Source organism: Phascolarctobacterium sp. ET69, from assembly GCF_023336935.1.
GTDB lineage: Bacteria > Bacillota > Negativicutes > Acidaminococcales > Acidaminococcaceae > Fusicatenibacter_A > Fusicatenibacter_A intestinipullorum.
This window is the reverse complement of record NZ_JAMBLR010000011.1, coordinates 1-1,161: the sequence shown is the minus strand read 5'-3', so window position 1 is coordinate 1,161 and position 1,161 is coordinate 1. Positions and strand designations below refer to the sequence as shown.

The following is a 1,161-nucleotide window of genomic DNA, read 5'->3' as shown; positions in this document are numbered from 1 at the left end:
AATGGCAAAGCAAAAATATGAAAGAACAAAACCCCATGTTAACATTGGTACCATCGGTCACGTTGACCATGGCAAAACAACCCTGACCGCAGCTATTACCAAAGTTCTTGCAGAACGCGGCGGCGCAGAATTCATGGACTACTCCATGATCGATAAAGCACCTGAAGAAAGAGAACGCGGTATCACCATCAACACCGCACACGTAGAATATGAAACCGCAAACCGTCACTACGCACACGTAGACTGCCCGGGCCATGCCGACTATGTTAAAAACATGATCACCGGCGCAGCACAGATGGACGGCGCAATCCTGGTAGTATCCGCAGCTGACGGCCCGATGCCGCAGACCCGCGAACACATCCTTCTGGCACGCCAGGTAGGCGTACCTGCAATCGTAGTATTCCTGAACAAAGCCGACATGGTAGACGATCCGGAACTCATCGAACTGGTAGAAATGGAAGTACGCGAACTGCTCTCCAGCTACGGCTTCCCCGGCGACGATATTCCTATCGTAGTAGGCTCCGCACTGAAAGCACTTGAAGGCGACGCAGAATACGAAAAGAAAATCATCGAACTGATGGACGCAGTAGATGAATACATCCCGACTCCGGAACGCGCAACCGACAAACCGTTCCTGATGCCTGTAGAAGACGTATTCACCATTACCGGCCGCGGCACAGTAGCAACCGGCCGTGTAGAACGTGGCAGCGTAAAAGTAGGCGACACGGTAGAAATCGTAGGCCTGAAAGAAGAAAAGAAGAGCACTGTAGTAACCGGCGTAGAAATGTTCCGCAAACTGCTTGACGAAGCAGTAGCCGGCGACAACATCGGCTGCCTGCTGCGTGGCGTAGACCGCAAAGAAATCGAACGCGGCCAGGTACTTGCAAAACCGGGCAGCATTCATCCGCACACCAAATTCAAAGCAGAAGTATATGTACTGACGAAAGAAGAAGGCGGCCGTCACACCCCGTTCTTCAACGGCTACCGTCCGCAGTTCTACTTCAGAACCACTGACGTAACCGGCGTAACCGAACTTCCGGAAGGCACCGAAATGGTAATGCCTGGCGATAACGTAACGATGGAAGTAGAACTCATCACCCCGATCGCAATCGAACAAGGCCTGCGTTTTGCAATCCGCGAAGGCGGCCGTACCGTTGGCGC

The 1,161-nt window shown here is 52.7% G+C and carries 1 protein-coding gene; it reads left to right on the top strand.

The genetic code is table 11. The features are described 5' to 3' along the window. Position 1: 1 nt before the first annotated feature. Positions 2–1,161, top strand: a 1,160-nt coding sequence (tuf, locus tag M3079_RS09355; protein WP_249078917.1) for an elongation factor Tu, incomplete at its 3' end; no start/stop codon positions are given.